General features: G+C 34.0%; 15 protein-coding genes. 11 read left to right on the top strand and 4 right to left on the bottom strand.

The features are described from left to right. Positions 1 to 2 precede the first annotated feature (2 nt). Positions 3 to 386 carry a RidA family protein gene (locus BHU68_RS00410; protein ID WP_069470019.1) on the bottom strand — a complete coding sequence of 128 codons (384 nt, stop codon included), beginning with the start codon at positions 384 to 386 and terminating at the stop codon, positions 3 to 5. A gap of 66 nt (positions 387 to 452) precedes the next feature. Here BHU68_RS00410 and rpoZ point away from each other — a divergent pair, with 66 nt between their 5' ends. From rpoZ to BHU68_RS17035, 8 genes are all read left to right on the top strand, one after another. Then, positions 453 to 674, top strand: coding sequence for a DNA-directed RNA polymerase subunit omega (rpoZ, locus tag BHU68_RS00405; RefSeq protein WP_069470020.1), 222 nt, complete (start codon positions 453 to 455; stop codon positions 672 to 674). A 4-nt stretch (positions 675 to 678) separates the two neighbouring features. Beyond that, a complete protein-coding gene (locus BHU68_RS00400) occupies positions 679 to 2817 on the top strand; it encodes a RelA/SpoT family protein (RefSeq protein ID WP_069470021.1) in 2139 nt (712 codons plus the stop codon). After that, entirely contained in the window at positions 2814 to 5063 is a 2250-nt protein-coding gene (locus BHU68_RS00395) for an AAA family ATPase (RefSeq protein WP_069470022.1), read from the top strand. The genes BHU68_RS00400 and BHU68_RS00395 overlap by 4 nt, the downstream gene beginning before the upstream one ends. Beyond that, positions 5063 to 5533: a DUF29 domain-containing protein gene (locus BHU68_RS00390; protein ID WP_069470023.1), complete on the top strand. Its 471-nt coding sequence runs from the start codon at positions 5063 to 5065 to the stop codon at positions 5531 to 5533. Before BHU68_RS00395 ends, BHU68_RS00390 begins: the two co-directional genes overlap by 1 nt. Positions 5534 to 5544: 11 nt before the next feature. Further along, positions 5545 to 6981: a hypothetical protein gene (locus tag BHU68_RS00385; protein ID WP_069470024.1), complete on the top strand. Its 1437-nt coding sequence runs from the start codon at positions 5545 to 5547 to the stop codon at positions 6979 to 6981. Further along, positions 6971 to 7564, top strand: coding sequence for a hypothetical protein (locus BHU68_RS00380; RefSeq protein ID WP_069470025.1), 594 nt, complete (start codon positions 6971 to 6973; stop codon positions 7562 to 7564). Before BHU68_RS00385 ends, BHU68_RS00380 begins: the two co-directional genes overlap by 11 nt. Further along, positions 7561 to 8121, top strand: coding sequence for a thiamine phosphate synthase (locus BHU68_RS00375; protein ID WP_069470026.1), 561 nt, complete (start codon positions 7561 to 7563; stop codon positions 8119 to 8121). Before BHU68_RS00380 ends, BHU68_RS00375 begins: the two co-directional genes overlap by 4 nt. A gap of 139 nt (positions 8122 to 8260) precedes the next feature. Then, complete coding sequence (locus BHU68_RS17035) at positions 8261 to 8419, top strand: hypothetical protein (RefSeq protein ID WP_171899516.1); 159 nt, start codon at positions 8261 to 8263, stop codon at positions 8417 to 8419. Here the strand turns inward: BHU68_RS17035 and BHU68_RS00370 are convergent. Then, complete coding sequence (locus BHU68_RS00370) at positions 8416 to 9741, bottom strand: L-serine ammonia-lyase (protein ID WP_069470027.1); 1326 nt, start codon at positions 9739 to 9741, stop codon at positions 8416 to 8418. The two genes, BHU68_RS17035 and BHU68_RS00370, sit on opposite strands and share 4 nt — an antisense overlap. 159 nt (positions 9742 to 9900) lie before the next feature. On the opposite strand from BHU68_RS00370, the gene BHU68_RS00365 reads away from it, so the two are divergent. From BHU68_RS00365 to BHU68_RS00355, 3 genes are read left to right on the top strand one after another with little or no spacing between them, the layout of a single operon-like run. Continuing rightward, on the top strand, positions 9901 to 12933 hold the full coding sequence (locus BHU68_RS00365) for a cellulose binding domain-containing protein (protein ID WP_069470028.1): 3033 nt from the start codon (positions 9901 to 9903) through the stop codon (positions 12931 to 12933). A 10-nt stretch (positions 12934 to 12943) separates the two neighbouring features. Then, positions 12944 to 14209, top strand: coding sequence for a DUF1552 domain-containing protein (locus BHU68_RS00360; RefSeq protein WP_069470029.1), 1266 nt, complete (start codon positions 12944 to 12946; stop codon positions 14207 to 14209). Then, positions 14209 to 15471, top strand: a complete 1263-nt coding sequence (locus BHU68_RS00355; RefSeq protein ID WP_069470030.1) for an NAD(P)/FAD-dependent oxidoreductase — start codon at positions 14209 to 14211, stop codon at positions 15469 to 15471. The genes BHU68_RS00360 and BHU68_RS00355 overlap by 1 nt, the downstream gene beginning before the upstream one ends. 129 nt (positions 15472 to 15600) lie before the next feature. Here BHU68_RS00355 and BHU68_RS00350 read toward each other — a convergent pair whose 3' ends face one another. After that, a complete protein-coding gene (locus BHU68_RS00350; RefSeq protein WP_171899515.1) occupies positions 15601 to 16692 on the bottom strand; it encodes a vWA domain-containing protein in 1092 nt (363 codons plus the stop codon). Further along, entirely contained in the window at positions 16667 to 17500 is an 834-nt protein-coding gene (locus BHU68_RS00345; RefSeq protein ID WP_069470031.1) for an Rpn family recombination-promoting nuclease/putative transposase, read from the bottom strand. Before BHU68_RS00345 ends, BHU68_RS00350 begins: the two co-directional genes overlap by 26 nt. Between the last annotated feature and the right edge of the window lie 16 nt (positions 17501 to 17516).

Genomic DNA, 17516 nt, shown 5'->3' with positions numbered 1-17516 from the left:
AGTTAATTTAAAACTAAAATTGCATCCATTTCCACTGCTGCACCTTTGGGTAAGGCAGCAACACCAATTGCAGCTCGTGCTGGATAAGGCTGTTGCCAATATTCAGCCATAATTTCATTAACTAATGTAAAATTATTTAAATCAGTTAAAAATATATTCAGCTTAACTATATTGATTAAATCACCACCTGCTGCTTGAGCTACGGCTCGTAAGTTTGTAAAAACTTGATGTATTTGTGCTGCCATATCACCGCTATTTAAAATCATAGTTTCTGGCACCAAAGGGATTTGCCCAGATAGATACACAGTATTATCTACTTTTACAGCTTGAGAATATGTTCCAATAGCTTGTGGTGCATTAGAAGTATTAATAACTTCGTAAGACATAAAGTACCTCATTTAAATTTAAATTTAATACTATTATATACCAACTTCCAAAAGAGAGAAACAATAATGGCACGTATTACTGTAGAAGATTGTTTAAATCATGTTGATAATCGTTTTAATTTAGTATTATTGGCGAGTAAACGCGCTCGTCAAATTGCTAATGGCGCTATTCCTTTAATAGCTGCTGAAAATGATAAACCAACTCTAATTGCATTAAGAGAAATTGAAGCTGGTAAAATCACACCGGATAATATTGAAAAAATTGCTAAAAAACTGATGAATAATTGACATTATGCCAGTTCCCTTATCCCCCTTCCCCTCACGAGTTTTATGGTCAGATTTGATTGATCTATTAGAAACTTACTTAGAAGCAGAAGATATTAAAGAAATTGATCGTGCATTTTTTTATAGTGCGTATGCTCATGAAGATCAAAAGCGTAAATCGGGTGAACCTTACATCAATCATCCTTTAGGAGTAGCCTATATTTTAGGGCAAATGCACATGGATACAGCAACTATATCTGCTGCTCTGTTACATGATGTAATTGAAGATACTGAGATTACTAAACAACAATTAAGTAATGAATTTGGTGAATTAGTTGCCGAATTAGTTGATGGCGTGAGTAAATTAGAAACAATTCAATTTAAAACTCGCGAACAAGCAACTGCTGAAAGTTTTCAAAAATTGATAATGGCAATGACGAGCAATCCTCGTGTTATTATCATTAAACTAGCAGATCGTTTGCATAACATGCGAACTATTGGAGCTATGAAACTGGCATCACAAAAACGTATTTCTCGTGAAACTTTAGATGTTTACATACCAATTGCAAACCGTTTAGGCATGAATGAGATACGTATTGAACTTGAAGAACTATGTTTTAAGACGCTTTATCCTTTGCGTTACAAAATCTTAGATTTTCATCTAAATGCAATTTCTCAACAACGCGCTGATACTTTTGATAAAATTGAATTCAGGATCAAAGAACAACTAGATAAAAAAAATATTCAAGCACGGCTGATTAAACGTAATAAACATTATTATGGTATCTATTATAAAATGTTAGATAAAAAGAAAACCGATACCAATAGTAAAATACAATCTTTTTCTCAAGTCAATAATACTTGCCCTTTGCGAATTATTGTGAACAGTGAAGATGATTGTTATCGTGTCTTTGGAGTGGTACAAAATCTTTATAAACCAAAAGGTAACGACTATTTTAAAGATCATATTGCGATTCCAAAAACTAATGGTTATCAGTCGATACATACAACTTTACAGGGTTCAAATCAAGTTTTGATTGAAATTCAAATCCGTACTAAAAAAATGGATGAAAGAGCCGAAAAGGGTATTACTAGCTATATACGTTCAGATGATGAAATTGATACAGGAATGAATGAATGGGTACGGCAATTATTGGATATGTACCGAAATACGGAAGATTCACTAGAATTTTATCATCACGTAAAAGAAGGGTTATATCCAGAAGAAGTGTATGTATTTACACCAGAAGGCGATATTAAAAAATTGGCTAAAGGTGCTACAGCTATTGATTTTGCTTATGCAATACATTCAAAGGTAGGTAATCATTGTTATAAGGCAAAAATTAATAATGAATATGTATCTCTGAATACTCCATTGGAAAGTGGACAAACAGTACAAATATTCACCGAATCATATATATGCCCTAAAGCTAATTGGTTGGATTTTGCTAAAACTCATAAAGCTCGATCTGAAATTCGTAATTTTATAAAAACCCACCAATCTAAGGATGCACTTAACTTAGGCAAACAAATGTTAGATAAAGAATTATCAGCATATTCTTTATCTATAAATACACTTAATGACGAACAAAAAGTTTGTTTATTAAAAACTTTTCATGCTAAAAATTTAGACTCCTTGCTAGCTGATATTGGTTTAGGTAATAAAATGGCATGGTTAGTTGCATGTCAATTTGATTCTACAGCAACAGCATCATCACACGATCTAGTTCATAAGCAACAAACTTTTCCAATTAAAGGCACAGAAGGTGCTTTAGTCAAATTTGCCGCTTGTTGTCATCCAATTCCAGAAGATCATATTACTGGAATTATTCATCAAGGCAAGGGGCTGACAATTCATAGAATGAACTGCAAAAACCTGCATCATAATAATAATAAATTATTCCCAGTGGAGTGGAAATCTGAAATAGAAAAACAATTTTCAGTAGATATTGAAATAAAAGCATATGATAACAAAGGAGTTTTAGCGGAAATTGCTAAGACTCTTGCTGATATGAATAGCAATATAGAAAATTTCCTTAAGAAGGAAAGTCATGGAGATATAACAGTAATGATATTTACTATCTCAGTATTTGATCGTAAGCATTTAGCAGATATTATACGTAAATTAAAACGACTTGATATAGTCATTCATATTGGGCGTAGATGAAAATTTATCGTTACCCACTACTATGCTGGAAACTTACAGATGATACTATTTGCGCTCGTGTAGTGGGTACAGAGTATGGATCAATAGATACACAGTTAAAGAAGTTACAAACTCATTTAGCTGATTCTTTGCAACAGGAATATGCTGAATATGATTATTTACCTGATCCATTGTTAAATCCACGCCTCAAAACCATTAATGTTAGTGTTCATCCTTCTTATGAAGAAAATTCTGCTATTTTTCCAGTCAAAACAGTTCTTAATATTCCAGTAACTGGCGTTTATGGCACTACAGAAGATGGTGATGAATGTTATTTGCCAATTTTAGATCAACATTTTTATTATTATAAACAAGAGCAATTACACAATTTAATGCAATATTTTGCTCGTGATTATTTTAATAATATGCCTCCTGAAGCTTTGCATCGTTATTTAATGTTAGGTCAACCTTGGTTGGAAGAAATTACTATACGTGTTAAACCCTATAAGCAACATCGCGCTGAAAATAAAGAAGTATCATCCAAAATATTACAACAAGTTGCAGATAGATTTCCTCGTAAGACTAAAGTAACTAGCATTGCACCAGAAGTAGCGTGGGAACGTCGTGAATTAGTAAATAGTTTACAAAAAAAATTAGATCAAGAAGCTGTTAGTGTGGTTTTAATAGGTGATCAAGGAATTGGTAAAACCACAATTTTATTAGACGTAGCACGAGAAATCTATCGTTCAAATTCAAAGCGTTATCTATGGCGTACAACTCCACAACGTATTATTGCAGGTGCGCGTTATTTAGGTGAATGGCAAGAAAACTGCGAAGAGTTAATGCAAGAATTGCAAGCTACAAATCATATTTTATGGATTAATGATTTTGTACATATGACTATGGTTGGTGGTGATGGAGCAGAGGATTCTATTGCTGCTTTTATGTTGCCTAATCTGCGTCAAGGGCAATTTCAAATTGTGGCTGAATTGACAAAGGCGGAATGGGATCAATTACGTCAACGCCTGCCAGATTTTGCGGCTCATTTTCATGTCGTATCAATTCCAAAATTATCACACAAGCAACTTTTCAAAATTACAGAACTGTTTGCAGACTATGTAGAAAAGCAATTAGATATATCTATAGAAAAGACTGCGATTAATTTAGTTTATCGTTTATTGGAACGCTATATTCGTTATGAAGCCTTTCCGGGTAAATTGATTAAATTTTTAACTTTATGTGTTAATGAAGCATATACTAATAATGAACAACTAATTGATAATGAAAAAGTTTTAACTAAATTTATTGAAACAACTGGTTTGCCTAAATTTTTATTACGTGACGATATACTATTAGACAAAGCGGCATTACATGATTATTTTGCACAAAAAATTATTGGTCAACAACCAGCAATTGAGCGCGTTGCAGAATTAGTAATGATTTTTAAAGCTGGGCTAAATGATCCTAATAAACCGATTGCCAGCTTATTATTCGCTGGACCAACGGGGGTAGGAAAAACCGCTTGCGCTCGTGCTTTAGCAGACTATTTTTTTGGGCAAGGGCAAAATTTAAATCCACTAATTCGCCTAGATATGAGCGAATTTCAACATCCAGTGCAAGTTGAACGCTTATTAGGTAATAATACCAAACCGGGTAAATTAATTCGTGAAGTTAGAGAACGAGCTTTTAGCGTGGTATTATTAGATGAAATTGAAAAAGCCCATCCGATTTTTTTTGATATTTTATTGAATGTGATGGATGAAGGCATTCTGGTTGATGCTAATGGGCGCGTCACAGATTTTAGAAATGTGATTTTAATTATGACTAGCAATCTAGGTGCTAGACAAAATAAACCAATAACTTTTACCAATAATCGTGACAATAATGACATTATTAATGTAGTAAAAAATTTTTTCCGCCCAGAATTTTATAATCGTATTGATCAAGTAATTACTTTTAATGCCTTAGATGCCGCTACAATGGAAAACATTATTAACAAAGAATTAGCGGCACTAAATGAACGAGAAGGTTTTAAAGAACGTAATTTAAGCTTAAACTTTACAGCGAAACTAGTTAAACACTTAATAAAAGTAGGTTTTGATCCAGAATATGGTGCCCGCCCTTTGCAGCGTATTATTGAACGTTTAGTGGTAGCAAAATTGGCAGATTTTATCTTGCAAGATATTGAAATTCATTCGGTTGATTTGAAGGTTGATTGGGATGGGGAAAATTTGGTAATATGTAATAAGTTTATGGAGGTAGATTAATGATTGAATTAGCACATTTATATGATACAAATTATACTGAATGGGCAAAGCGAAATGCCGAATTATTAAAAGTTGGAAGTTTTGCCCAAATAGACATTCCTCATTTAATAGACGAGTTATCTGATATGGGCAAAGCCGAATTCAATGAATTGGAAAGTAGATTAATTATTTTGTTAGCACATTTATTGAAATGGCAGTTTCAATATCAACAATTATCAGATAAATGGAAAGAATTTGATGGTAGAAGTTGGCGATATACCATTATTGAGCAGCGTTTACGACTAAATAGGCGATTACGTAAATCACCGGGGCTTAAATCACAATTACCCCAAGTCATAGAAGCGGCATATGATGATGCAGTCTATTTAGCCGCAAAAGAAACTCAATTGTCTAAAGACACATTTCCTAGAAGCTGCTCTTATTTAATTTCAGAGATTTTGGACGAAGATTTTTATCCAATCTCTGCTTGATTTGAAATAAAATGAAAACCATTCTCTATTTATCAAAAGCTGATGCACAACTATTTACGATTACTAAAAATAGAATAGAAATTCAAACTTTTCAAAATACTGAAAAAGGTGAAACCGATTTCATTCGTTGCTTAAATTTTAAAAAACCCATTTTTGTATTAGTTGATATTATTAAAGAAAATTATCAAAATCTAACAATGCCGCATGTATCAGCTAGGGATCATAGGAATTTAATCAAACATAACATTAAAAAACTATTTAATAATAATACTTATACACATAGTGTAATACAAGGGCGTGAACAGAAAGGGCGACGAGATGATAAAGTCTTATTAATGGCTTTAAATAATCCAGAAATTTTGCAACCTTGGTTGAATTTACTTGTTAGTTATAAAATACCTTTCACTGGGATTTATTCTTTACCATTATTAAGTGAACTATTATTAAAATCCCTTCCAAAAAATCCTGCTACATTATTAATCACTCATAATAATGATAGTTTGCGTCAAAGTGTTTTTGTAAATCAAAAATTACAATTAAGTCGTTTAGTATCTTTTGATACAAACATAGCTAAATCACAGTTTCTTCTGCAACAATTTAATAATATTAAACATTATTTAATCAGTGTCATAAAAGTTAATATTCACTCATTATCAATCATCATATTAACTGATAAATCATTGTTAAATACTTTACATCAAGAACTTAACATTGAAGATTCACAAAGTATCTATATCTTAGATATTAATGATTTGGCAAAAAAACTGGGTTTATATAATAACAATATACAATTACAACATTTAATTGCTTATCAATTGGTGCGTCATCGAACTATAATTAATCACTATGCGACTGCTAGAGAAATGCGATATTTTTTCTATAGGCAATTACGTATTCGATCTTATTTTACTTCTGTTTTATTGGTAGTAGTTGCTATCATAACTAATGTTATATATTTGCAAAATACTGCAATACAGAAACAAGAAATTAATCAAATTGCTGAAAAAACCTTAAATCGTCGCAATGAATTAATACAATTAGCTAAAATTACACCAAATTTACCATATGATATTGAGATCATACGTCAAATAGTTGATACTGGCTGGAGTTTAAAGCAACAACAGAAATTGCCACACACAGCATGGGAAAAGCTAAGCCATGTATTAAATGATCATCCTAAAATATTGCTAGAAAATTTAGAATGGATCAATAATCCTTCAGAAGAATTGATACGTTTAAATGGTAAAATTTCTCGATTTAAAGGTAATTATTCACGCGCTTTGAAAAAATTTAATAGGTTTGTTAAAGATTTAGGTAAACAACATTGGGATGTTAATATCATCACTTATCCTTATCCTAATGATATTCTACAAGGGCAAATTGGAATCAAAACTGATAAAATTAGACAGGCATCGTTTGTTATTGAAATAAGTGATCATGCAAATTGATTGGGCAGCAATATTACCAGCAATTCTAGTATTAGCAACTAGTATCATATTCATGATACTAGTTGCTTTTGAAATTCAACAGTATGAGCAGCATCTTAATACTTTAAAGCAGCGACAAATTCATCAATTTAACACGGTTGACGCTGAATATCAGCAATTGAAAAAAATTTCAGACTTAATAAAAAATGATTATTTGAATAAACTTGATGAATTAAAAAATATTGGATTTATTCAAAAGAAAACAATTAATATCCAAAAACAACGTTTAAAGCTTTTTACCAAAATCGAAACTAGTTTAAAGAAGCTTCCTCTTATTACGGCTAATTATGCTGTTTCAGAAATAAAGACATTTGCAAACATTTCTCAAACACAATTAACTTTAAAATTAGGCATATTACATGAAAGTAACTTACTACAAACAATTGAAAAACTCATGGCTTTACCCATAAAAGGGCTATTGATTTTAAATAAATGTAGTCTCAAGCCTTTGGCTGAAAAAATTGATCTTAATAAAATTTCAGAGGCTTATTTTGAGGCTTTGTGTGTACTTTCTTGGCATCTTGCTACATTAGATAAGCAATGAAACATTTTCCTAATTTATATTTAATTACTCCTGAACCTTGTGATAGGTTTTTATATAAACTTGAGTCTTGTTTAGAACAAGGTATTCGTTTAGTTCAATTACGCGCTAAAACTATTTCTGAGTCAGAATATTATTCTTATGCTGAGCAATGTTTGAAACTTTGTGAAAATTATAATGCTCAGTTGTTTGTTAATACTAGCTTAGAAGTGGCTTTATCTGTTGGTGCGCATGGAGTACATTTAAATAGTAGTCGCTTATATTGTTATAACATACATCCATTAAAAATATCGGTTGCTGCTTCTTGTCATAATTTAGCCGATATTCAACAAGCAAATAAAATTGGGCTTGATTTTATTGTATTAAGCCCAGTCAAAACTACCGTTTCTCATCCAGATGCTAAAACTTTGGGTTGGATGGAATTTTCTGATTTGACACAATATTCAAATTGTCCTGTGTTTGCTTTGGGAGGCATGAAAAGGCAAGATATTACAACTGCATATGAATATGGCGCACATGGGATTGCTGCTATTCGGGAATTGTGGAATGTTTCATTTTAAGTGATAATTTCAACATTGGTATCAATATTTGACTTTCTTTAATTAATAGCTACTGGTTATACTGAGGATCAAATTAATTTATTAGCAGATCATTTTTCTAAAAAGTGTTGCCGCTGAACAACAGTTTGATATTAATGTTGTGAAACGTGGTTGGCATATTCATAAAGATCGTTGTGTAAATTGTCATTCTGAAGGTGGACGTAATAAAACTCTTACCGGAACTATATTAGCTGGGCGTAGTCGTAATATTCCTGCTGATATGGCTTTACAATTTGAGGGTTTAGATAATTTTTCTTAACACTCAGTAATGCTAACCGCAAGTCCACCCAAAGATGTTTCTTTATATTTCTCTGACATATCCAAACCAGTTTGTTTCATAGCAGCAATGCAATTATCTAAAGGCATAAAATGTTGCCCATTTCCTCGCATTGCCAGAGATGCAGCAGTGTAAGCCTTGATAGCACCAAAACCATTTCGCTCAATACATGGAACTTGTACCAATCCCTTTACTGGATCACAAGTCATACCTAGATGATGTTCAAGAGCAATTTCTGCTGCATTTTCTACTTGTAAAGCAGAACCTCCCCTAACTGCACACAAACCAGCGGCAGCCATAGAAGCAGCAGAACCAACTTCACCTTGACATCCTACTTCAGCTCCAGAAATTGAGCTGCGATATTTTATTAATCCACCGATAGCACTAGCAGTAAGCAGAAAAGTTCTAATCTGTTCTATAGTTCCCGATTCATGAGTAATAAAATAATATAAAACAGCAGGAATCACTCCAGCCGCACCATTAGTAGGTGCTGTTACCACCATATGCCCAGCTGCATTTTCTTCATTCACTGCCATAGCATAAGCACACAACCAATCATTAAGATTAGCATTTTCAGAATCAAGTTGATCGTATAAAGTTTTGGCACGTCTTGACACTTCAAGCCCTCCGGGCAGAGAACCTTCAGCCATCAAACCCTTTTCAACACAAGTCCGCATACTTTGCCATATTTTATCCAATCCATCATTCAATTCCTGCTCAGACAAATACTCAAGTTCATTTATTCGCTTCATCTCTGCAATGGATAATCCATTATCAACAGACATTTGCAACATAGAACTTGCAGATTCAAATGAATATGGACAAGAAATATCAGACTCCATCTTCAATGGTGCAACCACCTGACTTATTTCAGCAAGCGTAGTAATAAAACCACCACCAATAGAAAAATAAGTTTCTGACATCAAAACTTTTCCAGATTGATCAAGCAATTCTAAGATCATACCATTAGGATGTTCCGGCAAAGGCTCACCGAAATCAAAAATAATAGTATGATTATCATCTAAAAAATTATTTTGCAAAAGACGCTCAAGCAAAGCATCTATATTCTGATCAATCAAACTCTCAGGAGAATAACCATAAAGCCCCAAAACCACAGCGCGATCAGTATTATGACCCTTACCAGTAAAAGCCAAAGAACCTTTCAAAATACACCGTATAGAACCCTTTAAATTAGAGTTACAAATACGATCAATAAAATCCTTTGCAGCAACCATGGGACCCATAGTATGAGAACTTGAGGGACCAATTCCTATTTTAAATAGCTCTAAAGCACTTATAAACATGATATTTTTTGTCTTTGTTTAAGGTTTAATTATAGAATCAAAAGTACTAAACCAATTATAATGGCGTTTTATTAGGAAAAGTCAAGAATATACTTATTTGACTTTTTATTATTAATAGATAATAATATTACTTGTATATTTTAAATTAAAGGATATTTTATGAAACGACCACATAGAGTTTTTCTATATTTAGGCATCTTTATCTTATTATGGCATAAGACCGTTTTTGCTGAAGTCTCTTGTACTGTTGATTATAAAATCCTTAATCAATGGAATAATGGTTTTACTGCTGAAGTTAAAATCACTAATTTAGGTGATAATTTAGATGGTTGGCTTGTTCGTTGGAATATGCTGAATGGACAAACTATTACTGGTTTATGGAAGGGTCAGCATACTCAGCAAGGTGATAGTGTTGAAGTTAGACATTATGATTGGAATAAGAATATTGCAACTGGCTCTGTACTTGACTTTGGTTTTAATGCTTCGCATCAAGGTACTAATGACATCCCTGCCGATATTACTGTTAATGGTGTTGTTTGTGATGGTCAAGTCGCTCCTCCTCCACCTCCTCCTACCAATACTAGCTGTATAGTCGATTATAATATTAGTGATCAATGGAATACTGGTTTTACTGCTAGAATTGAAATTGAAAATACTGGTACGTCTCTGAATGGCTGGGATGTTACTTGGACCATGCCTGATGCTCAACAAATTACTAATCTTTGGAATGGTAGTCTTAATCAAAATGCTGATAGTGTTTCTGTCAAAAATTTAGATTGGAATAAAATTATTCCTACTGGTGGAAAAATTAAATTTGGTTTTAATGCTTCATATCAAGGTAATAATAATAAGCCTAATGATCTCAAAGTTAATGGTTCCAGATGTGGCGGACAAGCTGGTCCACCTCCATTATCTCCTCCATCAGCAATCGCTTTAGCTAATAACTGTGCTATTTGTCATGGCACCGATGGAGTTAGTGCTGGACCAAGTATGCCTACTATTACTGGTTTTGGTAAAGATTATTTTATTCGTACCGTCACTGCCTATCAAACTGATGCACGGGCTTCAAATATGATGGGTTTAATAGCTACTGGTTATACTGAGGATCAAATTAATTTATTAGCAGATCATTTTTCTAAAAAGTCTTTTGTTGCTGCGGAGCAACAGTTTGATATTAATGTGGTTAGACGCGGTTGGCATATTCATAAAGATCGTTGTGTAGATTGTCATTCTGAAGGTGGACGTAATAAAACTCTTACCGGAACTATATTAGCTGGGCAATGGCAAACATATTTACAGGCTACTATGATGGATTATCGAGCTGGGCGTAGTAGTAATATTCCTGCTGATATGGCTAAACAATTTGAGGGTTTAGATAATAGTTCTATTACAGCTTTAGCTACATATTATGCTGCTAATATGGATGATGATGATCTTGATGATGGTAGTGATACTCCGCCGGGAAGTGAATTATATTTTCAACATAAATGTTTAGAATGTCATGGAACTGAGGGTCAAGGTGGTACTTCTGGTAAAGCTTTAAATACATTTGGTCAAGATGATTATGATTATTTAGTTTCAACCATTACTAATAGTATGCCATTTGATAATCCTGCTGCTTGTGATAGTCAATGTGCTGAAAGTATTAGTTATTATATTTTAAATACTTTTTCTGGTGGCAATGCTGAATGTCAAGATAATAATATCCCTACCTTACCTAGAAGATTACGCTTATTAACTCGTTACGAGTATCAAAATACTGTTAATGATTTATTAGGTATAAATACTAGTATTGCTGCGGAATTACCAATTGATAATCGTGTAGCTGGTTTTGATAATAATAGTGATCAAAATCTGATTACCGATACTCGCATGGATACTTATTTAACTAAAGCCAAAGAATTAACTGCTCAAGCAATTAGAGATAATAGTGATTTATTAGCTGTTTGTAGTAATGCGGACAATTGTACTGAAGATTTAATTCGTTATCTTGGTAAACGCGCTTATCGTCGCCCTCTTACTGAGAATGAGGTTAATCAATATGCTGGATTATTTAGTAGTAGTTCTACTTTTGAAGAAAATGCTGAGTTGATGTTGACAACTATGTTAGTTTCACCTTATTTCTTATATCGTTCTGAATTAGGTGTAGAACAAGCTGATAAAACTTATAAATTAACTGCTTATGAAATAGCTAGTAGTTTATCTTATCTGTTTTGTGGTACTATGCCAGATGAAACTTTATTTGCCGCTGCTGATAATGGTAACTTAGATATTGTTAATCAAGCCACTCGTTTGTTAGCTGATCAATGTAGTCGTAAACATTTAGGGCATTTTGCAGAACAATGGTTATTAGGTATTGACGCTTTATCTTTAGATAGTAAAAATCCTAATATTTATCCAGAATTTACTCCTGAAATTAAAGATGCTATGGCTGAGGAATTAAAACAGTTCTTTAATTATGTAGTATTTAATATTAATGGTAAATTTAAAGATTTGTTGACTGCTGATTATGTAATCATAAATCGTTTATTAGCAGATTACTATAATTTAAATGCTCCTGCTGGAAATGATTTTGAAGTAGTTCCTGTAAATGATGGCACTCGCTTCGGCATACTAACTTTAGGTAGCGTATTAGCTCGTTATGCTTCTAGTGTAGATTCTTCACCGATTAAACGTGGGGTATTTTTACGTGGACGTATCATGTGTCAAGATATTCCATTACCCGGACCAGATGTTGATGGTACTCCGCCTGCTCCTAATCCAAATCAAACCACACGCGAACGTTTTGCTCAACATACTGCTGATCCAGTCTGTGCTTCTTGTCATAAATATATTGATGAACCGGGATTTGGTTTTGGTGCTTATGATGGAGCTTCCAAATTTCATACTACTGAAAATGGTCAAACTATTGATACTACAGGTAACTTATTGGGAATAGAAGATTATAAACCTACTAATCCTATAGCTTTTAATAATCTCAATGAAATGTCACAAATCTTATCTAATAGTGATAATGCTGCTAAATGTCTAGCTACACAATATTATCGTTTTGCTAGCGGTTCTGTAGAGAAACAAGGAAATTGTGCCTTAGAAGAATTGCATCAACGCTATACTGATCAGAACTATGATTTACAATCATTATTCTTAGATATTGTAAATTCTCGTCATTTTACTCATAGACGCGCCCAATAGGAAAAATCAGATGAATAATAAGTTTTTAATTAATCGCCGTCATTTTCTAAAGGGGCTTGGAGCTGCCAGTATATTGCCCTTTATTCGCCCAGCAATTGCGGCTGAGTCACCAAAAAGAATCATTTTTTTCTATACTCCAGATGGGGCAACTAATGGTTTATGGCATCCAAATAGATCTTCTGATACTAATTTTACTTTGCCAGCAATGACTGCTCCTTTTGAGGCAATTCGTGATAAGTGTGTGTTTTTAACTGGTTTAAAAATGTATGGTGGTGGTGGAACACATGAAGGTGGTGCTGCTAAGGTATTAACTGGCTTTGGTTCTGAAAATGCTCAAAGACGTGTGTCTCTCGATTACTATTTAGGGCAATATTTTAAGATGGAGACTGCATTTCCATACTTAAACTTAGGTGTTCGTGGTAATGAGTGGAGTAAACCGATGCTTACTTATAGCCCGGGTGGAATCGAAATTTTATCAGAGGATAATCCAATAGCGGCTTTTAATCGAGTTTTTGGTAATATGACTAGCCCAAATCCCGACGGAGATGTAGCGCGTGAATTAAGTATTATTGACTTTGTATTGGATGAAGTTAATCAAATTAGTCAGCGTCTTGGCACTTTGGAACAAAGGAAAGTAGATATGCATCTCAGTTCTTTGCGTGATATTGAGCGTCGTCTGCGTGATAGTGTCGGCGGCAGTTGTGATGTTGATGATTTTAATCAAGGTGGCTTTAATCCTGATAATGGTGCTTATAAAGATGTAGCTAATTTTGCTACAGTTTTACAATTACAAATGGATTTAGCTGCTAAAGCCTTTAGTTGTGATATGACTCGTGTTATAACTATTAAAATTGGTCATCCTGTATCTGGAGAAATAATTATTCCAGAATCTGGAACTCAACGAGATAATCACAATGCTTCACATGATTCTGATGGTGGCAATTCAGACAGTTTTATTAAATTGAAAAGTTGGTATAACCAACAGTTAGTATCTTTAATAGATACTTTAACAAATACTCCTGAAGGCAATGGTAATTTAATGGATAACACCTTAATTTTCAATATGTCTGAAATTTCTCATAATCATAGTCATAATAATATGCCATTTGTTTTGATAGGCGGCTCTAAAACTGGTTTAGTTGGGGGGCGTGCTTTGAGTTATTCTGATGAAAGTCATAGTAAATTATTAGTGTCAATTGCGAAATTAATGGGTTTGTCTATTGATAGTTTTGGAGATACTAGTAATGGTAGTGGATCATTAGGGGGTTTAATATAATGTCAACACGTCGAACATTTTTAAAATTGGTTGCAGCCGCTGGCACAATCAGCTTGCCGAATATGGCATTAGCTGCTGGCAAGAAAGTGGTTATAGTTGGTGGCGGCACTGGTGGCGCAACTGTGGCTAAATATTTACGTCGCGCTGATTCGAGCATAGAAGTTACTTTAATTGAAAAAAATGCTTCATATCTGACTTGTTATATGAGTAATGAGGTGTTAGGTGGTGATCGCGATTTAGAATCTCTGCGTTTTAATTATAATACTTTGCAATCTGTATATGGAGTCAATGTAGTAGAAGATGAAGTAATAGCTATTGATCCAGTAACTCATACTGTTACTACTAAGAATGGTGGCAGTTATAATTATGATCGTTGTGTAGTATCTCCGGGAATTGATTTTCGTTATGACACTATAGAAGGTTATGACGCTAATGTTGCTGAGAATATACCTCATGCTTGGAAAGCTGGAGAACAGACACTAACTCTACGCGCTCAGTTAGAGTCTATGAGTGATGGTGGCACCGTGGTAATAGCTGCACCACCTAATCCATATCGTTGCCCACCAGCTCCTTATGAACGCGCGAGTCTGATTGCTCACTATTTGAAACAACATAAACCAAGCTCTAAAGTGATCATTTTAGATTCAAAAACTAGCTTTGCGAAACAAGATTTATTTATGCAAGCTTGGCGCGATTTATATCCAAATATGATTGAATGGCAAAGCGGCGAAGGAGTCACTAGTGTTGATGCCAATAATAGAACAGTAATTACCAGCAGCGGCAATAGTTATCAATCTGATGTTTTGAACATCATACCAGCACAAAAAGCTGGTGCAATTGCCTTTGCTGCTGACTTAACTGATGATAGTGGTTGGTGTCCAGTAGATGTACAAACATTTGAATCAACTCGACATCAAGATATTCATGTAATTGGCGACGCTTGTACAGCTAGCCCCTTACCAAAATCTGGTTTTGCCGCAAATTCAGAAGCCAAAGCATGTGCCACTGCAATAGCGGCATTATTAAATGGGCAGGCAATTACAAGCCCATCATTTAGTAATGGTTGCTATAGTATTGTAGGTACAGACTATGCAATATCAATTGTAGCCATATACCGATTAGCAGAAGATGGTAAAAGCATAATAAAAGTACCCGGAAGTGGCGGAACATCTAGTATAGATGCCACCGCAGAACAGCGTAAATTGGATGTTCAATATGCTTATGGCTGGTATAATAATTTGACTCTGGATGTTTTTAAATAATATTTTTCTCACGTGCCAGCGTGGGAATCAGTTAAAAAAATCCGTTTATTCCGAAAATATGTTGTACTAATTACAGGAAGGAGCTTCAAATCATTTGCCTTAACTACAGGGATTGCATATAAGCAAGGATTAATTCAATTGAATCCTCTGCCCCCAAGCTACTTTGGCTTTGCCTTTTACTAACCAAATCACTGGATAATTCGGTTCTTGTTCAGGAAATTCACCTTTAGCGTCTGTAAAATATACGAGTAAATCTGGTGTTTGCATTTGTTCGACACATTCAAATACTGGTTTAAATGATGTGCCTCCACCTCCTTGAAATTTACCCGGTGCAGAAAAGTCTTCCCAAGGTTCATAAATCCAAGGCGTGCCTTCTGCTAGCTTGTAGTCACATGCTAATAAAGTAATACGCGCTCGCATTTGTCCTTTTAGGGAATTTATTTCTGCTATACATTGAGATATTTCTTTATCAGTTACTGAGCCGCTGATATCTAAGGCGACTATAATTTCAAGCTGGGAACTACGTAAACTTGGAAAAATTGCTGATCCTTCGCGTCGTGATGGGCGCATATAGGTATAATCATCTCGTGCCATCATGGTCATATAACGGGCTAATAACATACGCCACGGCAGTTGTGGTTGTAAGAAATGATCAACCATTCGCGCCATCGCGCCATTTAGTTTACCAGCTTGTTGTGCTTGTTGTGCTGCTCCTGCTAAGCGTTGTTGCCATTGTGTTTCTAAATTTTGTTGTTCTTGTTGATTATCGCCATAAATATGTTTATCCATTGGTTCATCAGAATCATTTTCTTCAATGGTAGGATAAATTTCTTCAGCCGTCATGCCTTCAGTGCCTTCTGGTATCCAGACATTGGGCGGTGGAGTTAAACCTTCTTCTAATAATAAAGGATTAATGGCATAATCACATGCCAAATCCCAACGAAACTTATTTCGATGTTGACGGCGAGTCAAGTGTGATAATGCACAATGTAAAGCTTCATGAGCTAATACAAATTGTACTTGATCAACATTTAAAGCTTCAATATATTCAGGGTTATAATAAAAATGCTTAGCGTCAGTAGCACTGGTAGCGCACCATTTAGGTTCAGCGGCTCGCATTGGCAGACGCAATACTAAGGCACCTAAAAATGGTTTATCTAAAATTAATTTGGTACGAGCGGTTGCTAGTTTATTTTCAATATCTGTCATAATAATTGCCATTTATTTTAACTACTTCCTGTTCGGTTATTCCAGCAATTTTAGCAATAATTTTTATCTCTAATCCCTCTTTATGCATACGTAATACTGTGTCATGTATATTTTGAGTAATACCTTTTTCTATCCCTTCCTTTAAACCGTCTTTAAATCCTTGTTTTTTAATTTGTTCTTCTCCATATTCATCAAACATTATGGCACGTTCTTCTGGAGTAACTTGATCTTTTTCTATTGTTTTGAATATACGTTGAATTGCAGGCAGGGTATATTTTGATTCTTCTACTTCTTCATCTAATGTATCTTCAATCGCTTCCATCCATTGATGATATTTTTTCGGTGTTAGTTCTTTATTGAGATATTTTGGACAAATGTAAATGATTTTATGATCAATTTCACCAATAGAATTACCTTGCAAATCCTTTGGATCAAAATCTATGACACAAATATCCTTTTTATGCTTATCACCAGAAGTTAAAATCACTAGCGTAAAGACTTTTAACTTAGGGCGATAATCTCTTGATTTCACGGTTTGTTCTAATAAAGCTGCACAATGATAATGTAAAAATCTATGATAATGATCAGGATAACGAACATGCTGCATATCAACAATTATACGATTTTTTTTATCTTCGGCATAAAGATCAAATTTTGCTGCAACATTACCAATAGTTGGCGTATAAGTTTTATCAGTTTCTACAGTAAAAGTCTCAAATTCTATATTTAAAAAATCACGAACAAAGGCATTAAAAATTTCTGGCACAGAAAAAGCCTTTTTAAAAATTACATCATAACGTAATGGTGCTACTTGTTTCATATGTTTAATTTCCTAC

It is taken from the genome of Candidatus Marithrix sp. Canyon 246, from assembly GCF_001723685.1.
In the GTDB taxonomy this organism is placed as follows: domain Bacteria; phylum Pseudomonadota; class Gammaproteobacteria; order Beggiatoales; family Beggiatoaceae; genus Marithrix.
The sequence above is the reverse complement of the archived record's forward strand: the minus strand, read 5'-3'. Positions and strand labels throughout refer to the sequence as shown.